This is a genomic window from Cupriavidus sp. 05T313 (assembly GCF_056396665.1).
In genome coordinates this window covers 1-21,465 of record NZ_JBFTLX010000072.1, presented here as the reverse complement: position 1 = coordinate 21,465, position 21,465 = coordinate 1, and the positions used below count along the sequence as shown (strand labels likewise).

At 67.7% G+C, this 21,465-nt stretch carries 20 protein-coding genes and 1 pseudogene; 15 read left to right on the top strand and 6 right to left on the bottom strand.

Translation table 11 applies throughout. The features are described from left to right. Positions 1-240 precede the first annotated feature (240 nt). Both AC1DKD_RS17470 and AC1DKD_RS17465 read left to right on the top strand, forming a co-directional pair. Positions 241-483, top strand: a complete 243-nt coding sequence (locus AC1DKD_RS17470; protein WP_441634272.1) for an antitoxin — start codon at positions 241-243, stop codon at positions 481-483. Beyond that, complete coding sequence (locus tag AC1DKD_RS17465; RefSeq protein WP_441634270.1) at positions 483-884, top strand: type II toxin-antitoxin system VapC family toxin; 402 nt, start codon at positions 483-485, stop codon at positions 882-884. The genes AC1DKD_RS17470 and AC1DKD_RS17465 overlap by 1 nt, the downstream gene beginning before the upstream one ends. Positions 885-924: 40 nt before the next feature. On the opposite strand, the gene AC1DKD_RS17460 is transcribed toward AC1DKD_RS17465, so the two are convergent. Further along, positions 925-3,369, bottom strand: a complete 2,445-nt coding sequence (locus AC1DKD_RS17460) for a penicillin acylase family protein (protein ID WP_477143515.1) — start codon at positions 3,367-3,369, stop codon at positions 925-927. Positions 3,370-3,667: 298 nt separating this feature from the next. Here AC1DKD_RS17460 and AC1DKD_RS17455 point away from each other — a divergent pair, with 298 nt between their 5' ends. The 6 genes from AC1DKD_RS17455 to AC1DKD_RS17430 all read left to right on the top strand — a co-directional run bounded on the left by AC1DKD_RS17455 (position 3,668) and on the right by AC1DKD_RS17430 (position 10,836). Then, positions 3,668-4,531, top strand: coding sequence for an IclR family transcriptional regulator (locus AC1DKD_RS17455; RefSeq protein ID WP_441634264.1), 864 nt, complete (start codon positions 3,668-3,670; stop codon positions 4,529-4,531). 3 nt (positions 4,532-4,534) lie between these two features. After that, a complete protein-coding gene (locus AC1DKD_RS17450; protein ID WP_477143514.1) occupies positions 4,535-5,590 on the top strand; it encodes a cyclase family protein in 1,056 nt (351 codons plus the stop codon). Between the two features lie 99 nt (positions 5,591-5,689). After that, positions 5,690-6,940, top strand: coding sequence for an ABC transporter substrate-binding protein (locus AC1DKD_RS17445; protein ID WP_441634260.1), 1,251 nt, complete (start codon positions 5,690-5,692; stop codon positions 6,938-6,940). A 42-nt stretch (positions 6,941-6,982) separates the two neighbouring features. Then, a complete protein-coding gene (locus tag AC1DKD_RS17440) occupies positions 6,983-8,125 on the top strand; it encodes a thiolase family protein (RefSeq protein ID WP_477101794.1) in 1,143 nt (380 codons plus the stop codon). A 148-nt stretch (positions 8,126-8,273) separates the two neighbouring features. Further along, positions 8,274-8,633: a Zn-ribbon domain-containing OB-fold protein gene (locus AC1DKD_RS17435; protein ID WP_441634256.1), complete on the top strand. Its 360-nt coding sequence runs from the start codon at positions 8,274-8,276 to the stop codon at positions 8,631-8,633. Between the two features lie 97 nt (positions 8,634-8,730). Then, a complete protein-coding gene (locus AC1DKD_RS17430) occupies positions 8,731-10,836 on the top strand; it encodes an acetate--CoA ligase family protein (protein ID WP_477143513.1) in 2,106 nt (701 codons plus the stop codon). Positions 10,837-10,872: 36 nt separating this feature from the next. Here the strand turns inward: AC1DKD_RS17430 and AC1DKD_RS17425 are convergent, their stop codons facing one another. The 5 genes from AC1DKD_RS17425 to AC1DKD_RS17405 form a co-directional block, all read right to left on the bottom strand. Continuing rightward, positions 10,873-12,435: a sulfite reductase subunit alpha gene (locus tag AC1DKD_RS17425; RefSeq protein ID WP_441634298.1), complete on the bottom strand. Its 1,563-nt coding sequence runs from the start codon at positions 12,433-12,435 to the stop codon at positions 10,873-10,875. A 125-nt stretch (positions 12,436-12,560) separates the two neighbouring features. Beyond that, complete coding sequence (locus tag AC1DKD_RS17420; protein ID WP_441634252.1) at positions 12,561-13,568, bottom strand: FAD:protein FMN transferase; 1,008 nt, start codon at positions 13,566-13,568, stop codon at positions 12,561-12,563. Positions 13,569-13,690: 122 nt separating this feature from the next. After that, positions 13,691-14,515, bottom strand: coding sequence for a DUF4198 domain-containing protein (locus tag AC1DKD_RS17415; RefSeq protein ID WP_441634250.1), 825 nt, complete (start codon positions 14,513-14,515; stop codon positions 13,691-13,693). 26 nt (positions 14,516-14,541) lie between these two features. Further along, entirely contained in the window at positions 14,542-15,066 is a 525-nt protein-coding gene (locus AC1DKD_RS17410; protein WP_441634248.1) for a DUF2271 domain-containing protein, read from the bottom strand. Between the two features lie 73 nt (positions 15,067-15,139). Beyond that, positions 15,140-15,775: a PepSY-associated TM helix domain-containing protein gene (locus AC1DKD_RS17405; RefSeq protein ID WP_045236487.1), complete on the bottom strand. Its 636-nt coding sequence runs from the start codon at positions 15,773-15,775 to the stop codon at positions 15,140-15,142. A 284-nt stretch (positions 15,776-16,059) separates the two neighbouring features. Between AC1DKD_RS17405 and AC1DKD_RS17400 the strand changes: the two genes are divergently transcribed. The 7 genes and pseudogenes from AC1DKD_RS17400 to AC1DKD_RS17370 all read left to right on the top strand — a co-directional run bounded on the left by AC1DKD_RS17400 (position 16,060) and on the right by AC1DKD_RS17370 (position 21,189). Further along, the gene (locus AC1DKD_RS17400) at positions 16,060-16,383 is read left to right on the top strand and encodes a metalloregulator ArsR/SmtB family transcription factor (protein WP_441634245.1); all 324 of its coding nucleotides are present in this window, start codon (positions 16,060-16,062) and stop codon (positions 16,381-16,383) included. An 8-nt stretch (positions 16,384-16,391) separates the two neighbouring features. Continuing rightward, positions 16,392-16,826, top strand: coding sequence for a YeeE/YedE family protein (locus tag AC1DKD_RS17395; protein WP_441634243.1), 435 nt, complete (start codon positions 16,392-16,394; stop codon positions 16,824-16,826). Position 16,827: 1 nt separating this feature from the next. Further along, positions 16,828-17,259 (top strand): DUF6691 family protein, encoded by a 432-nt coding sequence (locus AC1DKD_RS17390; protein ID WP_441634241.1) that lies wholly within the window; start codon positions 16,828-16,830, stop codon positions 17,257-17,259. 148 nt (positions 17,260-17,407) lie between these two features. After that, the gene (locus AC1DKD_RS17385; protein ID WP_477101792.1) at positions 17,408-18,226 is read left to right on the top strand and encodes a c-type cytochrome; all 819 of its coding nucleotides are present in this window, start codon (positions 17,408-17,410) and stop codon (positions 18,224-18,226) included. A 219-nt stretch (positions 18,227-18,445) separates the two neighbouring features. Beyond that, positions 18,446-20,002 carry a methyl-accepting chemotaxis protein gene (locus AC1DKD_RS17380; RefSeq protein WP_477101791.1) on the top strand — a complete coding sequence of 519 codons (1,557 nt, stop codon included), beginning with the start codon at positions 18,446-18,448 and terminating at the stop codon, positions 20,000-20,002. A gap of 613 nt (positions 20,003-20,615) precedes the next feature. After that, a pseudogene (locus tag AC1DKD_RS17375) lies at positions 20,616-20,825 on the top strand (Fur family transcriptional regulator); the annotation flags it as partial. A 97-nt stretch (positions 20,826-20,922) separates the two neighbouring features. Further along, positions 20,923-21,189 carry a hypothetical protein gene (locus tag AC1DKD_RS17370; protein ID WP_441634296.1) on the top strand — a complete coding sequence of 89 codons (267 nt, stop codon included), beginning with the start codon at positions 20,923-20,925 and terminating at the stop codon, positions 21,187-21,189. Positions 21,190-21,465 lie beyond the last annotated feature (276 nt).

Genomic DNA, 21,465 nt, shown 5'->3' with positions numbered 1-21,465 from the left:
AGGATCGGCTGGAGGCACTGTATCGCCAGGTGTCAGCGGACGGCGCGACGGAGAGGTGGGCGAATTTTATAGGGTGCGCCCCACAGCCATGCCATGGCGACTAAGTCCCATCGATAGCTGCTTTCAAGCGCCTCTTTCTCCACTCCGCTTCCTTGCCGATGACTGCTTTCGCGGGCAGTGCCGGCGCTTGCGTTGCGATTGAAAGCGGCATATGCTTTGGCATATGCCAGGAGAGTAATCGTGACTACCAATACCGAAAGCCGGCATGTCCGGCTATTCCGCAATGGCCGCAACCAGGCCATCCGTATCCCGCGCGAATTCGAACTGCCGGGAGACGAGGCCATCTTGCGCAAGGAGGGGACCAAACTAGTGATCGAACCCGTGCTGACGTCACCGCTGCGCGCTTTGCTAGCGCAATGGGCACCCTTGGAGGAAGGCTGGCCGGACATCGACAATTTGCCCGCCGAAGCCGTGGACTTGTGATGCCAGTGTATCTGCTCGACACTAACATCATTTCCGATGCTATCCGCAACACCCGTGGGGCCTCTGCCGCCCGCATCGGTGTGGTCGATCCCGATTCGTTGTGCACGTCAATCATCGTGGCGGCGGAACTGCGCTTCGGCGTGGCCAAGAAGGGCTCCGCAGCATTGGCTCAGCGCGTCGACCAAGCCCTGGGCGGCCTGCGGGTTCTGCCGCTTGATAGCGACGCTGACCGGCACTATGGTCAACTGCGCTCCGACTTGGAGCGCCGAGGCCAATTGATCGGCGCCAATGACATGCTGATCGCGGCGCACGCGATGGCATTGGACGCGGTGCTGGTGACGGACAATACCGGGGAGTTTTCTCGCATCGGTGGTCTACGGTTCGAGAACTGGATCGCCTGAACGGAAAGCACCGCCAAGCAATCCCCGATCGTCCAATCCCTCACTGCGGCACCAGTTCCACCCTCTCCCGGCTTTCCTTCTCCACCGCCTTGCGTGTATAGAGCAGCGGAAAATACTCGCCCCTCGCCCATAGCGGCGCAAGATCCCGGTAGTGCGGGCTGGCCGGATTCCCGGACTGCCCCGGCGCATTGATCGCCCGCGAAGCATCCCAGTTGCCCACATCCAGCACCATGCGAAACGACGCACCCGCGGTAAGCTGGTAGTCATTGTTCCGGTAGCTGGTATTCATCGGCGTAAACGCGGAGCCTCCAATCGGTCCGGCATTCACGTCATATCGCTGCCGTGCCGCGCCGTCCAGGATCGGATCCAGCGGATGACTGAACACCGCCGTATGCAGCTTGCCCCATTGCCAGGCCTTGGGGTCCGGTCCGAGCTTGCGCTCCACCTCCGCCATGGCGCTCTTGAGCGAAGCGACAATGACTTCGTTGCGGCGCTCCGGCGGCATCCATGGCTCGGGCTTCTCCAGTACCGCCAGCACGCGGCTGGCGTCGCCGTAACCCGCGAGCCTGGCGCCTTCGGCCGATAACGCCGCGCGCACTACGGCCGGACGCAGGTATTTGCTGAACCACACTTCGAACAGCGCCGCCTGCGCGCTGTCGGCGCGCTCGTTGCCATCCCAGYCGCGCAGCAGGTCCAGGGCGCGCCGCGCCTGCGGATCGTCGGTGCGCACACTGGCCAGCAACGCCACCGCGCGCAGCGCCGGCAGCGAGGTGGTGTCGTTCTGCCAGGCCATGCTGTCGGCCACCGACGAGTGCGGGTTGCCCGCGACCAGGCTCTTCAGGCGGCGCGCGCGAGCGGTGTCGCTCCATTCGTAGCCCACGCCCATCCTGGCGGCGGGGTGGTTCGGCGGGATGTTGTTCTCGTTGGCGGTCACCACGAAGCCGGCGGCCGGGTTGTAGGCCCAGGGCAGTTCGTCCATGTTGCGATAGCCCGACCACTCGTAGCGGCCGTCGCCCGGTACCGGCGTAAGGCCGTCCCAGTTGGGCCGGATCACGGTCAGCCCGCCGGGAATCCAGCCGATATTGCCGTCACGGTCGGCATAGACCTGATTCTCGCCGGGCGCGCCCCAGCGGTTCATGGCGGCGCGGAACTGGTCCCAGTTCTGGGCGCGCATATAGTCCATCGAGCCGAAGTATGGCGCCATGCCCAGGTCCAGCCACGCCGCGCGCAGCGCGTAGGCGCGGTTGCCCTTGGCGTCGGCAACCAGCACCGGGCCATGGCGCGTGAAGTCGATGCTGACCTTGCGCGGCACCGGCTCGCCCTTGACGGCGATCTCCTCGGTCACCGTTTCCATCGGTTCCCAGCGGCCGCGATACTTGTATTCGTGCGCCTGCGCCGGGTTGGTCTCGTAGACGTAGAGATCTTCCTGATCCATATAGAAGCGCGTCAGGCCGAACCCGATGATGCCGTTGTGCCCGATCGAAATGCCCGGCAGGAAGGGCTCGCCGGCGCCGATCACCGACATCCCCGGCGCGTTCAGGTGGCTGATATAGCGCAGGCTGGGCGCGCCATGCGCCCGGTGCGGGTCGTTGGCCAGGATCGGGCGGCCGGTGCTGGTGCGCGAACCGGCGATGACCCAGTTGTTGGAGCCGAGGCTGCGCGCCGTGTCGCTGTTGACGTCGAGCGTGGCATAGAGCGCTTCGTGCGCGATGCCGTCCGCCTGGGCGGAGGGCCACCATTCCTTCGGGAAGCGCGGCGCGGCGGTGGCCAGCTCGTAGGCGCGGCGCAGTTCGGCCGCGGGCAGCGCGCAGGGATCCAGGCCGTCCGGCAGCTTGGGCTGGACCGGTGGATCCAGTTCGCGCTGCACCCAGTCGGTGCGGGCGGCATCGGGCTTGACCTGGCAGTAGACCTGCGCGCGATTGACCTCGCCCATGGCATTGAGCGTGAGCCCGTGATGGCGGATGCGCACGATATCTTCGGCGCGCCAGCGCGCCGGCTTGTAGTTCAGCAGGCGAAACTCGGGCGGCAGCAGTTCCGGCTTGCTCTCCGTCTGGGCCACGTAGGCGTTCACCCCCGCCACGAAGGCCTCGGCCACGCGCTTGGCGTCCGAGCCATAGGCCAGCCATTCGCGGTACATGTCGCCGCGGAACAGCACGGCGCGCGCCATGCGGTCGCCTTCCACATAGGCCGGCCCGAAGTCCCTGGCCATCTCGCCCAGGCCACGCTTGCGCCAAAGGTCGATCTGCCACAGGCGGTCGCGCGCGGCCATGAAGCCCTGCACATAGAAGGCGTCGTACAGCGTATTGGCGTAGATGTGCGGCACGCCCCAGCGGTCGACCAGGATGCTGGCGGGCTTTTCCAGGCCAGCCACCTTAAAGGTTTCGGTGGCGGGGGCCTCGGAAGCGGCGGGCGGTGCGGCCTGGGCGGCGGTTGCCGCGGTGCTCAGGACGAGCAGGGCGGCAAGGCGGCGGGCTCGGCAAACCATGATGTCTCCTTTGGGACTTGGGGATCGCATTATCGAAGCCGCGCCGGGGCCGGCACGGCGAATCGCGCCAAGGATAGCGGAAGACGCATGGGCCAGCCTGATCGGACGGCGCTTTTTTGCCGGAAGCGCGCCAGGCGCGGGCGTCCCCGGCGGCCGCCAAAGCCCGTCCGGCGCGCGTTGCAGGGAATTTCAGCCGGCAAAACTTTGATGCACTGCAAAATGACGGACCGCAAATAGGAGCCTATAACCCCATAACCGGTTTCATTCAACGAAACCTGTCTATCCGGAGTGCGCGCGCGTGACGGTTCCGACCACCTCCCTACAGAAGGCCTGCAGGCTGCTGCGCGCGCTGTCGGATGCGCGCAATACGCGCCTGACCGACCTCGCCGTCGCCGCGGGCGTCGACAAGGCCTCGGCGCTGCGCCTGCTGGACACGCTGGCCGCGGAAGGCTTTATCGCCCGCGACGCCGACACCAAGGCTTTCTCGCTGGGCCCCGAATGGCTGGCGCTACGCGCGGCCAGCGTGCGCCGCATCGACCCGCGCGCCAGCGTGCGGCCCGCGCTGATCCGCCTTGCCCACGCCTTCGAGGACACCGCGATGCTGTCGGTACCGAGCGGCTGGGAATCCGTCTGCCTGGAACTGCGCCCCGGTACCTTTCCCATCCGGGCCAACTATCTGGACGTGGGCAGCCGGCGACCGCTCGGCGTCGGCGCGGGCAGCCTGGCGCTGCTGGCGGCGCTGCCCGATGCCGAGGTGGAGGCCACCTTGCAATGCATCGCGCCCGCGCTCAAGCGCTACCCGCGCATCAACGCGGCGCTGCTGCTGCGCGAGGTGGAGGCCACCCGCACGCGGGGCTATGCGGTGCTGCTGGATGTGGTGGTGGAGCGCATGGGCGGGATCGCCATCGCGCTGCCGGACCCCGACGGCTATCCGCTCGGCGCCATCAGCATCGCCGCGCTCAACGAACGCATCAGCGAGCGCGAGCCCGCGCTGGCACGCGCGCTGCGGCGCGAGGCCGAGACCGTCTGCGCGGCCTGGACGCCGCCGGCACCCAATTCGACGGCGGCACGGCGCCGCGGCGGCGCGATGGCAAGGACATCGCCCGCGCGGAAGACGCCACGAACATCCACCGCGATTACCGACCTACAACCGGAGACATAGAGCATGCGCTGGAAGCAACGACCGCAGGGTTCCAACTGGGGCGATTTCGGCCCCGACGACCAGCTTGGCCGCGTCAACCTGATCGGCCCCGAGCAGGTCCGCAAGGGCGCGCGCGAGATTCAGGCCGGGCTGTCGTTCTGCCTGTCGCTGCCGCTGGACTATCCCGGCGGCAACAAGCTCAACCCGCGTCGCCATCCGCCGGTGCTGCGCCCCACGTTCCGCGACGACATCCCGTATGTGAACTTCCCGCTGGCCAAGGTGGACCCCACCGCCACCGACGTGATCAGCGACGACCAGGTGCTGCTGTCGCTGCAGTACTCCACGCAATGGGACTCCCTGGCCCACGTGGGCGCGCTGTTCGACGCCGACGGCGACGGGCGGCCGGAGCGCGTCTACTACAACGGCTATCGCGCCAACGAGCATATCGTGGGCCCGGTGGACTACGCTGAGGACGACCACTTCGCCGCCCACGCGTGCGGCCACGACCATAGCGAGGCGCGCGCGCTCGGCATCGAGAACTTCGCCGTAAAGGGCATGCAGGGGCGCGGCGTGCTGGTCGACCTGGCCCATGCCTTCGGCCAGGATTTCCGCAACGTCGGCTACGACGACCTGATGCGCGCGCTGGAGGCCGACCGCATCGAGGTGGAGACGGGCGACATGCTGTTGCTGCGTACCGGCTTTGCCGAAGTGGTGCTGTCGATGCAGCGCGAGCCGGATGAAACCGTGCTGCATCACAGCTGCTGCGCGCTGGACGGCCGCGACGACCGCCTGCTGAACTGGATCACAGACTCCGGCATCGCCGCGCTGATTGCCGACAACTACGCGGTGGAGCGCTACCCCGCGCGGCCCGCGCCGGCGGACCAGCCCAACCACCCGCTGCTGCCGCTGCACCACCACTGCCTGTTCAAGCTCGGCCTGCCGCTGGGCGAGCTTTGGTACATGAAGGAACTGGCGCAGTGGCTGCGCGCCAACCAGCGCTCGCGTTTCATGCTGACGGCGCCGCCGCTGCGGCTGCCGGGCGCGGTGGGCTCGCCTGCCACGCCGATCRCCACGGTCTAGCTAGACAAGCCGGCGCCGACGGCGCCGTGCCGTTCCCCGCTGTTTCGCCGAAGCACCATAAAGAAGCAGGCCCGAGAGGCCGCGCTGGAGGAGATCACCATGAAACGAAGCCATTCGCTGCTGCGCCGTCCATTGGGCGCACTGACCATTGCGGCCGCGCTGCTGTGCGGCGCCGGGCAGGCCAGCGCGCAAGCCGCCAAGGCCGGCATTTCCGATGACGAGGTCAAGATCGGGCTGATCCTCGACATGAGCGGCCTGTACGCCGACGTCACCGGGCGCGGCAGCGCCGCCGCCGCGCAGATGGCCATCGACGACTTCGGCGGCAAGGTGCTGGGCAAGAAGATCGAGCTGGTGGTGGCCGATCACCAGAACAAGGCCGACATCGCCGCCAGCAAGGCGCGCGAGTGGTTCGATACGGGCCACGTCGACGCCATCCTCGACGTCGCCGCCTCCGCTCCCGCGCTGGCGGTGCTGGAAGTCGCCAAGCAGAAGAACCGCATCGTGGTGTTCTCCGGCCCCGGTACCGAGCGCATTACCAACGACCTGTGCACGCCGATCTCGGTGCACTACGCGTACGACACCTACGCGCTCGCCAACTCCACCGCGCGCGCAGTGGTGCAGCGCGGCGGCAAGACCTGGTTCTTCCTGACCGCGGACTACGCCTTCGGCCACACGCTGCAGGAATCGGCCACGGCGGTGATCAACGAAACCGGCGGCAAGGTGCTGGGCGCGGCGCGCCATCCCATCGGCGCCAGCGATTTCGCCTCCTACCTGCTGCAAGCGCAGTCCAGCAAGGCGCAGGTGGTGGGCCTGGCCAACGCCGGCGGCGACGCCGTCAACGCCATCAAGGCGGCCAGCGAATTCGGCCTGACCAAGGGCGGCAACCAGCGCATGGCGGGGCTGCTGCTGTACATCAACGACATCCACGCCATCGGCCTGAAGACCGCGTCCGGGCTGCTGCTCACCGAAGGCTTCTACTGGGACATGAACGACGCCACGCGCGCATGGTCGCGCCGGTACTTCGAGAAGCTGAAGAAGATGCCGAACATGAGCCAGGCCGGGACTTACTCATCGGTGATGCATTACCTCAAGGCGATCCAGGCCGCGGGCACCGACGAGACCGTAGCGGTGATGAAGCAGATGAAGGCCATGCCGATCAACGATTTCTTCGCCAGGAACGGCCGCATCCGCGAAGACGGCCGCATGATCCACGACATGTACCTGTTCGAGGTCAAGACGCCGGCGGAGTCGAAGTACCCGTGGGACTACTACAAGCTGCTGGCCACGGTGCCGGGCGACCAGGCCTTCATGCCGGTGTCCAAGTCCCAGTGCCCGCTGCTGAAACGTTGAAATCCTGAAGCGTCGAAATCATGAAGCACTGAGCGAGGCATCATGCAACACGCAGCCTACCTGCGCGGCGCGGGCAATACGCGCTTTGGCCGTATCGAGGGCAGCACGCCGCTGACGCTGATGGCGGCCGCCACCGACGCCGCGCTGGCCGATGCGGGCCTGGCCCGCACCGATATCGACGGCGTGCTGTGCGGCTACGCCACCACCCTGCCCCACCTGATGCTGGCCACGCGCTTTTGCGAGTACGCGTCGCTCGATCCCGCTTACGCGCATGGCGTGGCCTCGGGCGGCGCGACCGGCGGCGTCATGGCGATGCTGGCGCGCGAGCTGGTGGGTGCGGGCCGCTGCCGCCATGTGCTGGTGGTGGCCGGCGAGAACCGGCTCTCCGGCCAGAGCCGCGACCAGTCGATCCAGACGCTGGCACAGGTCGGCGAGCCGGAGATGGAAGTGCCAAATGGCGCCTCCGTGCCGGCGTACTACGCCTTGCTGGCTTCGCGCTATCTTGCCGAGACCGGCATGCACGCCGACGCGCTCAGCGGCTTCGCGGTGCTGATGCGCGAGCACGCCGCGAGCCATCCCGACGCCCACCTGCGCGAGCCCATGACGCTGGACGCCGCGCGCGCCGCCAGGCCCATCGCCACGCCGCTGCGGCTGTCGGACTGCTGCCCGATCTCCGATGGCGCGGTGGCGCTGGTGGTGTCCGCCGGGCCGGGCAGCGGCACCCCGGTGCGCGTGACCGGCGCGGGCCAGGCGCATCGCCACCAGCACCTGTGCGCGCTGGAAAGCGTGCTGGCCACGGGCGCGGCCGATGCCGCGCGGCGCGCGCTGGCGGAAGCCGGCAACACGGTGGCGCAGATCGATTACCTGGCGATCTACGACTCATTCACCATCACGCTGGCGATGCTGCTGGAGGAACTTGGCGTGGCCGGGCGCGGTGCGTCCCCGGCGCGGCTGGCGGCGGGAGATTTCGGCCGCGATGGCGCGCTGCCGCTCAACACGCATGGCGGCTTGCTGGCGTTCGGACATTCGGGCGTCGCGGGCGGGCTGATGCATCTGGCGGAAGCCATGCGGCAGCTTGCGGGGAAGGCGGGCGCGCGACAGGTGCCGGCGCGCAAACGCGCGCTGTTTCACGCGGACGGGGGCGTGCTCTCGTCGCATGTGAGCCTGGTGCTGGAGGCGGGATGAGAGCGCATGCAATGCCTGATGCCTGGCTCGCTGGCAGTGAGCATCTTTGCTCTTGCGCACGCCCGCCCTCTCCCCCGCCCCCTCTCCCGCAAGCGGGAGAGGGGAACGAACCAGCGCTGCATTTGGTGCACTCGYCAAGGACATTGTCATGAGCACAGACCATCCCTACCAGGCAGGCCTGGACGCCGGCCTCGTGCGTTACCAGGCGTGCGAGGATTGCGGCGCGTGGCAGCCGCTGCAGCGCCACGCGTGCCGCGCCTGCGGCAGCACGCGGCTGGCCTGGCGCGATGCGGGCGGCGGCGCCACCATCCATTCCGTCACCGAAGTCTCACGCGCCCCTACTGAAGAATTCCGCGCGCTGGCGCCTTACACACTGGTGCTGGCCACACTCGACGAAGGCCCGCGCGTCATGGCCCATGCCGAGCCTGGCGTGACCATCGGCGAGCGCGTGCGGGCCGCCTTCATGCGCCACGGCGAACGCACGCTGCTGCGCTTCCGGCGCGAGTAGCCGCATCGCATGACGTAGCCGCCCTGCTGGCGGGCACGATCGCGCTTGCCGCCGTGCTGCCGGCGCCGCCCGGCCTTAGCTTTTGGATCGCATCATCATGAACCAGACCTTGCAAGCCTTGCTGGCACCGCGCTCGATCGCGGTGATCGGCGCTTCCGACCATATCCACAAGATCGGCGGCCGTCCCATCCACTACATGCGCGAGCATGGCTACGCCGGCAAGCTCTACCCGGTGAACCCGCAGCGCGACACCATCCAGGGACTGCAGGCCTTTGCCTCGCTCGATGCGCTGCCCGAGGTGCCCGAACTGGCCATCGTCGTAGTGAGCGGCGATGCGGCGGTATCCGCGGTGCGCGATTGCGCTCGCCTTGGTGTGRCCGCCGCCATCGTGATTGCCTCGGGCTTCGGCGAAGCCGGCGAGGAGGGCCGCCGCCAGCAGGACGAAATGGTGCGCGTCGCGGCGGCTGCCGGACTGCGCCTGGTGGGGCCGAACAGCCAGGGCCTGGCCAACTTCGGCACCGGCACCATTGCCAGCTTCTCCACCATGTTTATCGAAGTGCCGCCGCAGGATGGCCCGGTGGCCGTGTTGAGCCAGAGCGGCGGCGTCGGCGCCATGGTCTACGGCCTGCTGCGCGGACAAGGCATCGGCGTGCGGCATATGCACGCCACCGGCAACGAGGCCGACATCACGGTGAGCGAACTGGCGCTGGCCGTGGCGCACGATCCCGATGTGCGGCTGGTCCTGCTCTACCTGGAAGGCCTGACCGACCCCGCGGTGCTGGCCGAAGCCGCCGCGGTGGCGCGCCGGCGCGGCGTGCCCATCGTGGCGGTCAAGGCAGGCCGCTCCAGCGCGGGGCAGCGCGCGGCGGCATCGCATACCGGCGCCATCGCCAACGAGGACCGCGCGGTGGGGGCATTCCTGGCGCGGCACGGCATCTGGCGCGTGGACGACGCGCACGCGCTGGTGCGCTGCGCGCCGCTGTACCTGCGCGGCTGGCAGGCCAGCGGGCGGGGGCTGGTGGTGGTGAGCAATTCCGGCGCGAGCTGCGTCATGGCCGCCGATGCCGCCGAGCCGCTCGGCCTGTCGCTGGCACCGCTGGCGCAGGCCACGCAGGCGGCGCTGGGCGCGCGGCTGCCGGGGTTCGCGTCCACCGCCAATCCGGTCGACGTCACCGCTGCCCTGCTGACCAACAGCGGACTGTTTGGCGACGTGCTCCCCGTGGTGGCGGCGGACCCCTCGGCCGACCTGCTGCTGCTCGATATCCCTGTGGCCGGGATGGGCTACGACCTGCCGCGCTTCGCCCGCGATGCCGCCAGCTTTGCCGACAGCGCCGGCAAGCCGATTGCCGTCGCGGCATGGCAGGCCCCGGTGGCGGCCGCCTTCCGCGCCGTCAACGTGCCCGTGTACACGAGCGGGGCCGAGGCGCTGGCGGCCTTCGCGCAACTGGTCACGCACCAGCAGCGGCTGCGCGACATCGCCACGGAAGACACGCTGTTGCAGGCGCGCCAGCCGCCGGCTGCGGGGGCCGTATCGCGTGTTGCCGGCCACACGCTGAGCGAGGCGGCGAGCCTCGCGCGGCTGGCGTCGGCCGGCTTCCCGGTGGTGGCGCACCAGCTGTGCCACAGCGTGGACGAGGCCGTCGCGGCGTGGCGCGCGCTGCAGGGGCCGGTGGCCGTCAAGGCTAGCTCCCCACAGGTGCCGCACAAGAGCGAACATGGCCTGGTGGCGCTGAACTGCAATGACGAGCACGCGGTGGCGCATGCCTATCTCGCGCAGACCGGCATCCTGGAAACGCTCGGCGCGGCTTGCGAAGGCGTGGTCGTGGCGCGCATGGAGCGCGGCCAGCGCGAATGCATGGTGGGCGCGCACTGGGACCCGGTATTCGGGCCGGTGGTGCTGGTGGGCGACGGGGGCAAATACGTGGAGGTGCTGCGCGACACGGCGGTACTGCTGGCACCCTGCACCGAAGCCGCGGTGGAGCGCGCCGTGGCCGGCTTGCGCATCGCGCCGCTGCTGGCGGGCGTGCGCGGCGAACCTGCCGTGGACGTGGCCGCGCTGTGCCGGATCGCGGTACGCGTGGGCAACCTGATGCATGAGGCGAACGGCGCGATCCGCTCGGTCGATCTCAACCCGGTGATGGTGAGCGCGGGCGGGGCGGTGGTGGTGGATGCGCTGATGGAGGTGACGGCGGACACCGCCTGACAGGCCGGCATGGCGCTGCCGTGGCCCGATCCGCCTTCAGTAAACGTCGCGCCGGTAGCGCCCTTGCTCCCCCAGTTGCAGCAGCGCCTCTTCGCCCAGCACCTCGGCGAGCGCCTCGTTGACGCCGCCCGCCATGCCCTGCAGGCTGCCGCAAACGTAGATGGCCGCGCCCGCCCCGACCCAATCCCGCACTGCGCCGGCCAACGCGCGCACCGCGTCCTGCACGTAATGCAGGGCACCRCCGTCGCGCGAGAACACCAGATCCATCCGCTGCAAGACCCCTTCGGCCTGCCATGCGGCAAGTTCATCGCGGTGGAACGCGTCGTGCTGCGCGGTGCGCTCGCCGAACAGCAGCCAGTTGCGATGATGGCCAGCCGCTGCGCGCGCCTTGAGATGCGCGCGCAGGCCAGCCAGGCCGGTGCCATTGCCGATCAGGATCAGCGGACGGCCGTCGGCGGGCGGATGAAAGCCGCGGTTGGTGCGGATACGCAGCGCAATGCCGGCGCCCGGCTGCGCATGCGCGGTCAGCCAGCCGGAGGCCAGCCCGAGGCGGCCATCGTCATGGCGCTGCTGGCGCACCAGCAGTTCCAGCCGCCCGTCCTGCGGGATCGAGGCAATCGAATACTCGCGGTGCGGCAGCAGCGGCAACGTATCCACCAGCCGCTGCGGCGTCACCCCGGCAAGTGCGGCAAGATGCGGCTCGGGCAGGACGATGCGCGTGGCCAGCGCTTGCGCCAGCGTGGCCGACACACCGTCGCAGCGCACCGGCGTGGCGCCGTCCAGCGACAGCCTTGCCAGCATGCGTTCCACTTCGGCCGGCGCGTGGCAGGGGCCGATCTCGGCGATGTCGCCGGCTTGCCATGACGGCGCCTCGCCCGCCGGCGGCACCAGCGCCAGGTGGAAGGCCGGCGAGCCGGGGCTGCCCGGGTTGAGCAGGCGGCGCTCGTGCAGCAGCCATTCGGCGTAGCGTGGCTTTTCCCAGTCGGCGATCTCCGCGCCGCCACTGAGTGCGCTGAGGTGGTTCTGCCAGTGGCGCAGCGCGCCGGCGTCGCCGTTGTCGACCTCCACCATGTCGAAGAGCGCTTGCGCGTGCTGCCGCTGCAGCCATGCCGACAGCGTGTGGCCAAAGGCACAGAAATGGGCATAGCTGCGGTCGCCGAGCGCGAGAATGCCGTAGCGCAGTTCGCGCAGGCCGCCGGGGCCGGCCGCCGCCGTCAGCCGGCGCGCGAAGCCCGACGCGCTGTCGGGCGCATCGCCCTCACCGGTGGTGCTGACCACGAACAGGGCCTGGCGGCAGTTGCCAAGCCGGCCGGCGTCCAGCTCGGCGAAGGACAGCAACTGCGCGGGCACGCCGGCATCCTGCAGCGCCTGCGCGGTCTGCAGCGCAAGCCGCCCGGCAAACCCGCTCTGGCTGGCGTAGGCCACCAGCGTGGCACCATCCCTGGCTTGCGCCAGCAGACCGGCGCGCGCGTGCCGGCGGCGATGCCGGGCGATCACGGCCGCGCAGAACCCGGCGTAGGCGATGACCACGCCGGCGGCCATGCCCGCGCGGGTCGGCGCGAAGAAGGCGAGGGCCAGACCGGCGAGGCCTGCCAGCATGCCGAGCGCGGTTGCGATGCGGATGGCGCGCATGTGCCGCTCGGCGCGGCTGACGTGGTTCTGCGTGCGCGCGCTCTGCGCGGCGGGCGCTTCGGCCGGTAGCGAGGCAGCGGTATCCGGCGGACTCATGACAGCATGGCCTCGAAAGCCGGTGACAGGCGTTCGTCGAAGCCACCGCTATGGCGGATCAGGAAGCGCGCGGCCAGCGCATGGCGGCGCGCGAACACCATGCCGGCCTCCGGCCCCAGCACGGTCAGCGCGGTGGAGAACGCATCGGCCAGCATGCATTGCGGGTGCAGCACCGTGACCGAGGCTAGCGCATGGCTGGCCGGATACCCGGTGCGCGGGTCCAGCGTGTGGGCGTAGCGGCGCCCTTCGCTGTCGAAGTAGCGGCGGTAGTCGCCCGAGGTGGCGACCGACAGGCCATGCAGCGCGACCAGCGTCTCGTGGCCTGCCGCGCCGCCGCCGGGCGGCGTTTCCAGCGCCACCCACCACGGCAGCCCGTCGGGCTTGACGCCGCGGCCGCGCAACTCGCCGCCAATCTCGACCAGGTGGCTGCCGATGCCCTGCCCGGTCAGGTAGCGCGACACGGCGTCCACCCCGAAGCCCTTGGCGATGGCGCAGAAATCCAGCCGGAGGCCGCCCGGCTGCCGCACGCGGCAGCCGGCCTCGTCGAACGCGATACGCTGCCACCCGCACAGCGCGTGCGCCTGTTCGATCTCGGCCAGCGCCGGCGCTTCGCTGCGCCGAGGCGCCGGGCCGAAGCCCCAAAGGTCCACCAGCGGCCCCGCGCTGGGATCGTAGGCACCGCCGCTATCGCGCGCGACTTGCAGCGCGGCTTGCAGCACGTTAAAGCAGTCGGCCGGCAGCACCTGCCAGTCGCCCGCCGCGGCGCGGTTGAAGCGGCTGAGGTCCGAGGTTTCGTCCCAGTTGCTCATCTGCGCGATCACGCCGGCCAGCACGGCACGGATGCCGGCGTCGAGCGCGTCTTCGCCGATGGCGCCAGGCGGCGCGGCCCATGCTACCGACCATGTGGTGCCCATGGTCTCGCCCTGCCGCCGGCAAACGCGCGCCGCCGCATCGGGCGTGGGCGGGGCGGCGCCAAGCGAAAGGGGAACGAGGACACGCTGCATGCGGGTGAACCTGGAAAGACGATGAAAGCGAAACTACGGGAACACAAAAAGCGCACCGGCGGCCCGGGGCTTGCGCCGCCAGCCGGACGAAGGTCCGGCTGGCGGCCTGCTGTCGACAGCGATTACTGCGGCAGCACCTCGACCGTGGCCGCGTAGCTGGCGCGGCGTGTCTTGGCTTCCTTGACCGCGACCTTGTCGTCGCGGACCTCGGCTTCCATCCAGTACATGCCCGGCGCCGGCCACTTGACGCTGAACTTGCCGTCGGCGTCGGTGGTGAACGACATCTCCTGCAACTGGTCGCGATAGCGGATGCCGCCCGGCACCACCGCCACCTTGACGTTGCCGGCGGGCTTGCCGTCGAGCAGCAGGCGGAAGCTGGCGGCATCGCCCGCGACCAGGTCGTTCGGGTGCGTCACCGGCGCCAGTTCCAGCCCGCGGCCCGTAGTCTGCAGCACCTTGGCGGTCGGCTTGCCCGCCGTGACGAAGGCTTCCAGGCGGCTGTCGGCCTGCGTCACCTGCAGGTCCTGCGCGCCGGCCGGCACCTCCCTGGCGAAGGCTTCCGCCGAACCGCGCCAGCGCTTGGCCTGGCCATCCACCTTGTAGCTGGCGAACAGGCCGTGGCTGACCATGGCTACCTTGTAGGTGCCCGGCTGGGTCAGGTGCACGTCGAAGGTGCTGCGGTAGCGGCCCGTGCTGGCGTTCTCGACTTTCGCCGCGGCGCCGTCCGGCGCGGTCACGGCGAGGTTGTCCAGGCGCAGCGGGACGTGTTCGAAGTAGAACAGGTCGTTCGACACGGCTGCGTCGACCGTCACCCACGGGTCGCTGCCCGAGAGCACGGTGGCCGACGGCAACAGCCACTGGCGGTGTGCGTGAGCGGCCAGCGGCATCAGCGCGGCGAGAGCCAGCACGGCGGCCCGGACGGGCAGTTTGGTGGCGAAAGTCTTCATCGTCATGCTCCTAGGGAATGGGGGGCTCAGGGCTTCAGGTCGACCGAAACGCCACCGAGTTCATGCTCGCCTTTTGCCTTGGCCGAGGCGGCGGCCTTCGGCGGCCATGCAAAGGGCACGCGCAGCAGTTCGCGACCACCGACCTCGCGGGCGGCTTCCACCACGAGCTGGTAGTCGCCAGCGGGCAGCTTGCCCAGCGGTGCCTTGGCATCGGTGAAAGTGAGCGTGTGCTCCCCGGCTGCGCGCGTGGCGCCGGAGATGCCATCGGCGGGCATCTGCATATCGCGCCCGGCCTTGCGCCACCACTGGCGCATGTCCTTGAGCCACTTGGTGCCTTCGCCATCCTTGTGCTTGACGTCGTACCAGACCGCCAGCGTGGCGGCCGGGCTCTGGTCGGCCCGCTCGATCCACATCGAGACGTAGGGCCGGTGGTACTCCGCCACGTTCAGCCGCGGAATCTCTACCTTGACGTTCATTTCGGCCGCCACGGCCGGGCCGGCGAACGGAACCGCGGCCATGCCGGTAAGGGTGACGGTAAGCAATCGGCGCATAAACGGGTCCTCGTCTGTGAACTGTGAAACTGTGAAAGCGATCGTTAGAGGCACGGCTCGCTGGCGGTGCCGCTCAGTGGATGTACAGCAGGGCCAGCAGCAGCGGCACCACCAGGCCCAGCCCGACCAGCGGCCAGGTTGCCATGCGGCCACCGGCGTGCAGCTTGAGCAGGAACAGCCCGGTGATGCTGAAGATCAGGCAGGCCGCGGCGAACACGTCCAGGAACAGACTCCAGGCGCGGCCGGTGTTGCGGCCCTTGTGCAGGTCGTTCAGGTAGGAGATCCAGCCGCGCGTGGTCTTCTCGTACTGCACCTCGCCGCTGTCCAGCGCCAGGCTGACCCAGGCGTCGCCACCCGGCCGGGGCAGCGCGACGTAAATCTCATCGCCCGACCACTCGGCCTCGCGGCCGCCTGCGTCGATATCGAATTCCCGCGTGAGCCAGTCGCCGAGCGCCGCGGGCACCGGACCCTTGTCGGCATGCCGGGCCTGGCGCAAGGCAGCCGTCAGGCTGGCCGGCGCGGTCGCAGTGCGAGTGACCACTTGCGGGCGAGCCTCTATCTGGCCGGCGTGATTCAACGTAAAGCCGGTGACAGCAAACAGCAGCATGCCGATCAGGCAAAGCGCCGAGCTGATCCAGTGCCACTGATGCAGGTGCTTGAGCCAGAAGGCCCGCTGCTGCTGGCCTGCCCCCAGCGATGTTTCGGTCATGTCGATTTTCCGGCGCCCGGCAGCCTGTTTTTTCCTGGCGCCACACTTGTCAGCCTGCCTCAGCCGCCATGTTCCCCGGTCTCGGGTGGCGGCTTAAGCAAATAGGCGAAAGGATAATGGTTCTCATTTGAAACCGCAATGACGTGACGCATGGCAGGTGGTTACGTTCCATTACAGGCGCCTGCGATGGTGTGGTGGTCGCCTGCACGTTTGGACGCCACACACTCTATTCACAAACATTATATTTATCAATATAATATCAACATTGAAATTGATGGCAGACCATGAGCGAGAACCATCCCGCCATTGACCTTGGCACCATGCAAGCCGCTGCCGCGCAAGCCTGCGCGCTGCTCAAGGTGCTCGCCAATCAAGACCGCCTGCTGCTCATGTGCCAGTTGTCCCGGGGCGAGTTGTCCGTCGGCGAGTTGGAAGAACAGCTCGGCATCCGGCAACCGACGCTTTCCCAGCAGCTCGCCGTGCTACGCGAAAGCGGTCTGGTGACAACGCGCCGCGAGGGGAAGAGCATCTTCTATTCCATTGCCAGCCAGGAGGCGCTTGCCGTCATGGCTGTGCTGTATGAGCAGTTTTGCGCCAACACCAAGTAGGAGGCGGTATGTTGATTGACCTGGGTAATTTCACGCCTGCCTTATCGCTGGCCGGAGGGCTCATCATCGGCGCGGCTGCTGCCGTGCTCGTCCTGTTCAACGGCCGGATTGCGGGCATCAGCGGCATCGTCGGGGGTCTGCTCAGCTCGCCGCGCAATGACATGGCGTGGCGCGTGGCCTTCCTCGCCGGGTTGGTCGGGACTCCTGTCCTCGCCAGCCTGCTTGGCAAGCCGGCGACTCCCGACATTCAGGCCAGCTGGGGCGAAATCCTGGTCGCCGGCTTCCTGGTCGGCATCGGCACCCGCTACGCAAGCGGCTGCACGAGCGGCCATGGCGTGTGCGGTATCTCGCGCGGGTCCATGCGTTCGCTGGTCGCGACCATGACCTTCATGGCGGCGGGCTTCCTGACCGTCCTGGTGGGACGACACATGATTGGAGGCTGACATGAGCGCCGTCACTGCATTGCTGGCCGGCCTGCTCTTCGGCATCGGCCTGATGGTTTCCGGCATGGCCAATCCGGCCAAGGTGCTGGGCTTCCTCGACCTGGCGGGACGCTGGGACCCCTCCCTGGCCTTTGTGATGGCCGGAGCGATAGTCCTCGGCTCGCTCGCTTTTTTCATTGCCAAGCGCCGCAAGCGCTCGTTGCTGGGACTGCCGGTCCAACTCCCGGCCAGCACCGGGATAACGCCGAGGCTTGTCCTGGGCAGCACCGCGTTCGGCATCGGCTGGGGCCTGGCGGGCTTCTGCCCGGGTCCCGCGCTGGTTGCAATGGGTGCGGGCTATCCGAAGGCCGTGGGCTTTGTTGTCGCCATGGTGGCCGGCATGGTCGTCTTCGAGGTGGTTGAGCGAATGAAATCGGACATGCAACGGGCTTAGGCCCCGGGGCTCGCTGCAGCCTGGAGCCACCTGGGCTTGTTGATGACAACACTAGGCAAGTCATGAACAGATGGAGAGCACGCCAAGTGCAGATCCACAAAAATACAAACACAAACCCGTCGGCACACCCTTCCCGGAGGAGACACTCGTGAACACCATCAAACTTGGCATTGCGGCCATGGCCTTGCTGGCGGCAGTCAGCGCGCCAGCACTTTCGCAGCCGGCGACCGTGGCCATGCCCGTGCCTGATGAAGCATCGATTCCCAAGGGACCGATGGGCGATGCCATCAAGCGCGGCAAGGTGTTGCTGACGGACACCCATAAACAACTTCCCCGCAATGTCGGCAATGGCCTGAATTGCTCAAGCTGTCACCTCAATGCCGGGACAACGGCCTATGCGTCGCCCTGGGTGGGCCTCACCGGCGTCTTTCCGGAATACCGGTCCCGCAGCGCCAAGGTCAACTCCCTTCAGGAACGCATTAACGACTGCTTCCAGCGCTCGATGAATGGCAAGCCGCTTCCATTCGACTCGGCTGAGATGAATGCCATCCTGTCCTACATGAAGTGGCTCTCCACCGGCGTCCCGACTGGCACGAACGTGACTGGCAGAGGATTCGAAAAAATGGATACCTCGCTGGTGCCGGACCGTGTGCATGGCAAGGCGGTGTACGCAGCGCAATGTGCCTCCTGCCATGGGGCGGAAGGCCAAGGTACCAGGAACCCGCAAGGCGGCTACATTTTCCCGCCAGTCTGGGGCAAGGACTCGTTCAATGTCGGGGCCGGCATGGCACGCATGTACACGGCAGCCGCCTTCGTCAAACACAATATGCCGCTCGGCCAGGGCGGAACGCTATCGGCGCAGGATGCCGTGGATGTCGCGGCCTACTTCACCCAGCAGCCGCGTCCAGATTATGCGGGCAGGGCAAAGGACTGGCCCAAGGGCGACCGGCCGAAGGACGCCCGCTAAACGCGCCAGGCAATTGGCCCGTCCAACCGGGTCAAGTGCGCGAATATCCACGACGTGAAAGGGATTGTGCGGCGACGCGCACGTGAGACATCCGATCGCCCTGAATCCCTTTCCACACCTGAGGAAATCCCCTARCGCCATAGCGTCAAGTTTGCCTTCCGGTGCGCCGTTATCGCGGAGGAGTGGAGTCAATCCATATCTAAGAACCGGGGAGAAAAGATGCTGGAACGCCTGAGCCTGAGGAAGAAATTACTGTTGCCATTGCTCCTGAGCTGGGTCTGCCTGCTCGGGCTGACGCTGTGGGATGCCTGGCAGATGCGCGAGTTGCGGCTCGAAGAGAGGAAACTCGACCTGGCCCACGTCACGGATACCGCGCTGTCCGTCGTGCAGTCGTACGAGGCGCTGGCGCGCGGCGGCAAGATGCCGATGGAGGAAGCCCGGCAGCAGGCCATGGAGCGCGTGCGCGCCATGCGCTTTGGCGAAGACGGCTACTTCACGCTAATGCGCTCCGACGCGGTCGTGGTGATGCATCCATTCAAGCCCGAAATGAACGGCAAGAACATGGAGGACACCAAGGATCCGAACGGGACCTACCTGTTCCGGGAAATCGCCGCGATCGGCAAGAGCGTGGGACGCGGCTATGTGCACTACCTGTGGGCCAAACCCGGCGCCGAGGCGCCGCAGCCCAAGCTGAGCTACGTGGCGAACTTCAAGCCGTGGGACTGGAATTTCATCGCCGGCGTCTACCTGGACGATATCAATGCGGCATTCCGCCAAGCGCTGTTCAAATCCCTCGCCCTGCTGCTGGGGATCGGCACGCTCATGACCGTGGTGGTGCTGCGCATTGCCAGCGGCCTGCAGAAACAGCTTGGCGGAGAGCCTGCGCTGACTTCGCGCATCGCGGCGCGTATCGCGGAAGGCGACCTGGCCAGCGAAGTGCACACCGCCCCTGGCGACCAGCAGAGCGTGTTGTTCGCCATGCAGCAAATGCAAACCCGGCTGACCGGCGCGATCGGCAGCATCCGCGGCTCGGCCGATTCCATCGCCGGGGCGGCAAGGGAGATCGCCACCGGCAACGCCGACCTCTCGCGCCGCAGCGAGGAACAGGCGGCGTCGCTGGAGCAGACCGCGGCCAGCATGGAGCAACTCACCGGCACCGTGCGCCAGAGCGCGGATAACGCGCGCCAGGCCAGCCGGCTGGCCGAGGGCGCCTCGGAGATCGCGGTGCGCGGCGGCGCCATCGTGAGCAAGGTGGTCAACACCATGGGCGAAATCAAGACGGCCTCGGGCAAGGTCGTCGACATCATCGGCGTGATCGAAGGCATCGCGTTCCAGACCAATATCCTCGCGCTCAACGCCGCGGTGGAAGCCGCCCGGGCCGGCGACCAGGGCCGCGGCTTCGCGGTGGTGGCCGGCGAGGTGCGCAGCCTGGCCCAGCGCAGCGCCACCGCCGCCAAGGAGATCAAGGCCTTGATCGGCAACTCCGCGCAGCGGGTGGACGATGGCTCGGCACTGGTGGAAACCGCGGGCCAGGCCATGGACGAGATCGTGGAAGCCGTCAAACGCGTTACCGACCTGATGGGCGAAATGCGGGCCGCCACCGAAGAGCAGACCGGCGGCATCGAGCAGGTCAACCAGGCTGTCACGCAGATGGACCAGATGGCGCAGCAGAACGCCGCGCTGGTGGAGCAGGCGGCGGCCGCGGCGGCCTCGCTTGAAGACCAGGCCGATGCGTTGCACCGCGCAGTTGGCGCGTTCCGGCTCGCAGGCGCCTGAGGCCCGCGGGCCGTCACAAGGCAGTAGATAGCGGCGCCAGGAGCCAGCAAGCCCGGCGCCGCTAGCCGCGCATGCGTTATCGCGCGCTTCTCGTGCGCCGGGGACTTTCCCGCTGCCCGGTGCACGATTTTTTGGCTCCCGCGCCCAGCCAGGGCTCACCCTGCCGCGCCCCGCCTGCTTTCGAAACAAGATGAAAATTTTCCTTGTAATGAGATTAATTCCCATTTACCATAGGTTCACTGTCTGACGCGGGGCAAGCAAAACGCTCCCCGGCGCGAGACAAGAAGGATACGAGCAAGGCCGGCGGCAAGTCCGCGGCAACCGAAATTTTGTGGTGTCGCAACGCGGCATCCATCACCGTCTTTTGTGGGGACCGCTCCGTACCGCGGAGCGTTTGGCAGTAGCCAGTCACCGGAGGATCGGGAAAGCAACCAGACCCCGCTTTCCCGATCGCCTCTTCGGCTGACAAGCCAAGCCATTTTTTTATTCCGCGAGCCGTGCCAGCACGGCTTGCAGCCGCGGGTGGCCTTCCTGCCGGGAAGCCGCCCGCCGCACTCTTACGGCACGCAATGGCGTACGTCAGCGCAAAGCGCGAGGCGGCGCGGCCGCGCCGGAGCACCTTCCTTTCCGCGAGCTCAATGAGGGCGGTCATCACGACCACCTCATCTGCGTAGCCTGCGGGCGCGTGGAAGAGTTTCGGGACGAAGCCATCGAAGCCCGCCAGCGTGAAGTGGCCACCGCCAATTCCTTTGTGCTGCGTGAACACATGCTGGTGCTATACGGCCTTTGCCCGGGATGCCGGGCCGACAAGGCGATCAACTGATACGGCCATCGGTTCCCCTGCTTCCGCCCCCGGAACCTCGGCCCCGCCCGGCCCCGCCCAGTCTGCTGTGAGCGCCGGCGAGCAACCGGAGTCCATGATGGATCGCCAGACCAAACCACTGCCCGAACTCAAACGCTTGCTTAACGACTGCCTGCGGGAGCAGCCTGGATGCCAAGGTTGCCAGTTGCACGCGGTGTGCTTGCACCGGCCTGACCATACCGGGTGCAACTGGAGCGCGGAAGTGGACTTTCCCGGGCGGAGCGAGGAGGAAGCCGTCAGGAGTTTGCCGCTGGCGCGGCGGGTGGTGGTGATGGTCAGGGAGAGGTTTAATGTTGAGGGGATCGGGGCGTTGGGGCTGGTTTGATGTTTTTTTGGTTCGGCTTCGATTTCGACTTCGACTTCGGCTGCATGACGTCAAAATCAACTTCAAAGGCTCAAAGTCAAAGGCAGTTTCACCACCCCTGCGGGGCGGCGACCTACTTTTTTGTCTTGCCCTCCATGTCAGGATACTTGTCGCCTCCGTTTCCTTAGTGAAGCAAAATGGAGGGCGGTGTGCGAATAGGTGATGACACGATATGCAACCGAGCATCGGGAATGGGTGGTTGAGCAGATGATGCCGCCGCTGAACCGGTCGATAGTG